Origin of the sequence: Roseiarcus sp., assembly GCF_052145395.1 — a bacterium.
GTDB lineage: Bacteria > Pseudomonadota > Alphaproteobacteria > Rhizobiales > Beijerinckiaceae > Roseiarcus.
In genome coordinates this window covers 1-3,571 of record NZ_JBKQOT010000788.1, presented here as the reverse complement: position 1 = coordinate 3,571, position 3,571 = coordinate 1, and the positions used below count along the sequence as shown (strand labels likewise).

The 3,571-nt window shown below is 62.7% G+C and carries 7 protein-coding genes; 2 read left to right on the top strand and 5 right to left on the bottom strand.

All coding sequences use genetic code 11. The features are described from left to right. Nucleotides 1–172 precede the first annotated feature (172 nt). The 4 genes from ACLP25_RS27145 to ACLP25_RS27130 form a co-directional block, all read right to left on the bottom strand. A complete protein-coding gene (locus tag ACLP25_RS27145) occupies nt 173–496 on the bottom strand; it encodes a hypothetical protein (RefSeq protein WP_442472214.1) in 324 nt (107 codons plus the stop codon). A 163-nt stretch (nt 497–659) separates the two neighbouring features. Continuing rightward, nucleotides 660–950, bottom strand: coding sequence for a hypothetical protein (locus ACLP25_RS27140; RefSeq protein ID WP_442472213.1), 291 nt, complete (start codon nt 948–950; stop codon nt 660–662). After that, nucleotides 938–1,237, bottom strand: coding sequence for a hypothetical protein (locus ACLP25_RS27135; RefSeq protein ID WP_442472212.1), 300 nt, complete (start codon nt 1,235–1,237; stop codon nt 938–940). The genes ACLP25_RS27140 and ACLP25_RS27135 overlap by 13 nt, the downstream gene beginning before the upstream one ends. A 201-nt stretch (nt 1,238–1,438) precedes the next feature. Beyond that, entirely contained in the window at nt 1,439–1,702 is a 264-nt protein-coding gene (locus ACLP25_RS27130; RefSeq protein WP_442472211.1) for a hypothetical protein, read from the bottom strand. Nucleotides 1,703–2,264: 562 nt separating this feature from the next. Here ACLP25_RS27130 and ACLP25_RS27125 point away from each other — a divergent pair. Both ACLP25_RS27125 and ACLP25_RS27120 read left to right on the top strand, forming a co-directional pair. Further along, entirely contained in the window at nt 2,265–2,402 is a 138-nt protein-coding gene (locus tag ACLP25_RS27125; RefSeq protein ID WP_442472210.1) for a hypothetical protein, read from the top strand. After that, nucleotides 2,354–2,596 carry a phasin family protein gene (locus ACLP25_RS27120; protein WP_442472215.1) on the top strand — a complete coding sequence of 81 codons (243 nt, stop codon included), beginning with the start codon at nt 2,354–2,356 and terminating at the stop codon, nt 2,594–2,596. The genes ACLP25_RS27125 and ACLP25_RS27120 overlap by 49 nt, the downstream gene beginning before the upstream one ends. Before the next feature lie 288 nt (nt 2,597–2,884). Here ACLP25_RS27120 and ACLP25_RS27115 read toward each other — a convergent pair. Beyond that, a partial coding sequence (locus ACLP25_RS27115; RefSeq protein WP_442472209.1) for a bestrophin-like domain occupies nt 2,885–3,571 on the bottom strand: 687 nt, incomplete at its 5' end.

The following is a 3,571-nucleotide window of genomic DNA, read 5'->3' as shown; positions in this document are numbered from 1 at the left end:
GCAGTTTTCTCATGAATTGCACCTTGGGGTTTGAGACGTTTCACCGTCCGGTCGGATCCCGGCGGCGCCACGATCGCCCCGTGATCGGTCGCGTTCGCGCTGGGCTGACGGCCTGCGCTCCCCGGGAGAGGTCAAGCGCTGGTCGTCAACGCGCTCCCCCCACGGGCGGGTTTCAGTAACCGTAGGGGCCGCAGAGCCCGAGGACGACCTGCATGGGCCCGCACCCGCCGCCGTAGTAGACGCCGCCGCCGTAGCCGCCGCCATACACGCCGCCGCCGTATCCGCCGCGATACACGCCGCCGCCGTGGTAAGCGCCGCCGTGGTAGGCGCCGCCCATGCGGTAACCGCCCCCGTGGCCTCCGCCCCCGTGACCTCCGCCGCCATGTCCGCCACCTCCATGGTACTGTTGAGCGGCGTCGGCGAGCGAAGGGAGCGCGACCGTGCCTGCCGCAAAGGCCAGCGCGACCGCGCCAGCGAGGAGAATGCGCGTCTTCATGAGGTTGACTCCAATGGCTGAGAGATCAGCGACTGGCTCCGTTTGAAAGGTTTGGCGCCTCGGACGCCAGACTCGGAAACTACCTACGTCCTGAGTCAGAGGGACATGTCTCCTGACGCGACTGCCGCAGACGCTTGGGCGGTGCGCCGGCGCGCTTGCCCATTCAAGCGATGCTTTGCGTCCAGGGCGCTTTGCGCGACACGTGGGCGGACTCGGATCGCGTTTCCTTGATTGCGTCAATCACCGACCGGGGGTCCGCCGGCTGGGACATCGCTTCGGCCAGTTCATCGACCCGATCGTGGAGGTGCGGGCTGTCCTGGCGAAGCTCCTCGAGCAGGGCGACCACCTTGGCGATCTTTTGCTCACTCAGGATCGTCAGCTCCAGATTGAGGGGTTCCCGACGCTGGGTAAGGCGATCGTCTCCTCCTTGCGTCGTGAGGATCAGGATGACCAAATAGAGGGACGCCAGCGACGCTGCGCCCCCAGCCATGCAAAGGGAGGCGGGTCGAGCGCGCGAAACCCAAGGGCTGCGGCGAGGCCGTTCAAACTCACCCAGCCGACAACGAAGACTGTCAGCGCCGCGATGAAGCCGGCGCTGCCCAGGAGCGATGTGATGCGGTCGACCACGCGTTGATGATGCGTGGCGTTCGCATGGTGATCGGCGTGGAGCCCGGCGATCGACAAAATCGTTTCTTCGATATGAATCGGCGGGATCGACGGCGCGGCATCTGTTTCAGGCACTGGCCGTCCTCTGCGGAGGGGCGCTGCGGGTTCCACCTGGATCCGATCCCGAGGATTCGAAGCGGACCGCGCCGGACGCGTCGGCGCTCGCATCTAAGATCGGCGCGCGCCTTATTCAGCGAGAGCCGGCGGAAGCAGACTCCTCCGGGCCGGCGTACCCTGGGCCCGGACGACGCCCTCGCACCGGGCGCCGGCGATCGATCAGTATTGCTCGTAGGGGTGGTGGTAGTGATGATAGGAGTGATAGGCGTAGCCGCGATGGTAGCTTCTGTGATTGGTCACGGAATTCCCGACTGCCGCGCCGCCGACACCGCCGACGACTGCCCCGACCGGACCGCCAACAACAGCCCCGGCAACCGCGCCCCCGACCGCACCAGTGACCAGGCCGTTCTGGTCGGCAAATGCAAATTGGGATGACGCGCAGAGCAATACCGCAGCCGAAAGAAAAAGGCGCATTCTTGACATGGAGACCTCCTGCAAGGCGGCAAACCCGCCGTCGCTCTTCGCCAGTTAGCCGCCAACCGATCCGAACGGTAAGCGTCGGAATCTACTCAGAGCCGGCGAATTCAGCTCATTCCTAGGCGCCAAGGCTCGTTCTTTCAGTCATTCTTTTTGGCAAGCGATCAGACTGCCCATCGGAATTGTCCCATATTTGTCGGCGCAATTTGGGTATTTTCCGAGCCTATGAAAGCGTCGTTTTGCAGAATACACAGCGTCAAATACCGACAGGTGCACATGGCGCACATACCGCAATGCGCGACGCGGAGCACACCTCGAAAGGGCAGACCAATGGACACGAATACGTTATTGATCATTCTCGTCGTGATATTCTTGTGCGGCGGGTTCGGCTTCTATGGCCGGGGACGTTGGTTCTGAGACGACGCCTCGCACACCTGGAGCGGCGAGATTTTAGGCCATGGCGCGCGATCGACAGCCTGGGGTCGCCCCATGAAGAGCGCGCGGTCCGGCATTGCGTCGGCGGCTTGAACGCAGGCCGACCCAACTCACAAATCTGAAGGATTTCACCATGGCCAACAGGACCGTTGAGCAGATTGTCAATGTCAGCGCCGACGCGCTGAATGAGAGCGGCAACGCCTCGCGAGTGGCCCTTCAGGAATTGGCCAAGACGTATCAGGATTTGGCGACCAAAACGCACAGACTCTAACCCCCGCCATTCAGACACTTTCCGCCGTGACGACCCCCGCTGAGTTCATCGAATTGCAGCAGAAGCAAATCAAGGAGGGCGTTCTTGGCGCTCTCAGCGGCAGGCAACAGATTGCCCAATTGACAGCTGCCGTCATCGCCGCAGCCTTCGAACCCACGAAGAAGCAGATCGAAGCTGCGCAGAGGATCACTTAGTCGAGCCAGTCGGCATCGCCCGGGTTGAGGCTAGGGGCGACCAACTGCCGGACACAGGCGAGCAAGCGCTCGCTGCTGACGGGCCCATCGCGCCGGCAGGGAGCAGCGATGCTGCCGTCGCCATTACGCGAACCGATCCGCCCGAAAGAGTGACTACCAACTTGTCGATCGAGACTTGAATCGGATGGCCAAAGAGAGAGAACTGGCGTCCACGGTCACCTCGATTTTGCGGGACTCCGCCCGGGCAGACCTTCTACAAGCTCGTCAACGCTGCGCAATAGAATTGAATCACTCCTTGCCCATCACAGCCAACACCTGTTCGAGCGGCGCGGCGGAGGCGCGAAATACGCCTGAGTAGGGATTGGAAAGGTCGAGAATCAACAGGACCGCGCTCGCGACCGCTACCGCGCCGACGGCGAGGGCCATGACCGACATGAGATTGCCGCGCGACATCAGGCCGAACCCGACGAACAGAAAGAACACCCAGCCGACCACGGTTAGCAGGAGCGGATAGGAAACGGGAGCGGTCAGGGCGAACGACATCTGCAACCTTGACTGGCCGATGGCTTCGATGTCCGACTTCGCTGTGGCGAGCTCCTGCCTCTGCTGATCTGTTGAAGGCTGGAGATTCCCGATCGCCTTTTCTGGGTCGCGCATGACCCGAATGGCCGAAGCGAAACTGTTCGCGGCGAAATTGGCGTCGCTCTCCCTGGTTCCCCAAACCTGATCGATCGTCTTGCCCAGACGGTCGCGCAGTGCGGCACGCTCAGCGGTCGCCTCCGGGCCGTAGTCGGCGAGCGCCAGATCGAGCTGAAGCACTTTCGACGCAAGGGTCTGGATTGCAATGGTCTGGCCAGCATAGACACCGTAAGCCGTCCAGATGAGGAGCCCGGTCACAAGTGCGCACAGCAGTGTGAGAAGCCCGGCGACAGCGCCAATCATATCGCGCGCCGGTCCCGTCGTGTGTTTCTCGGG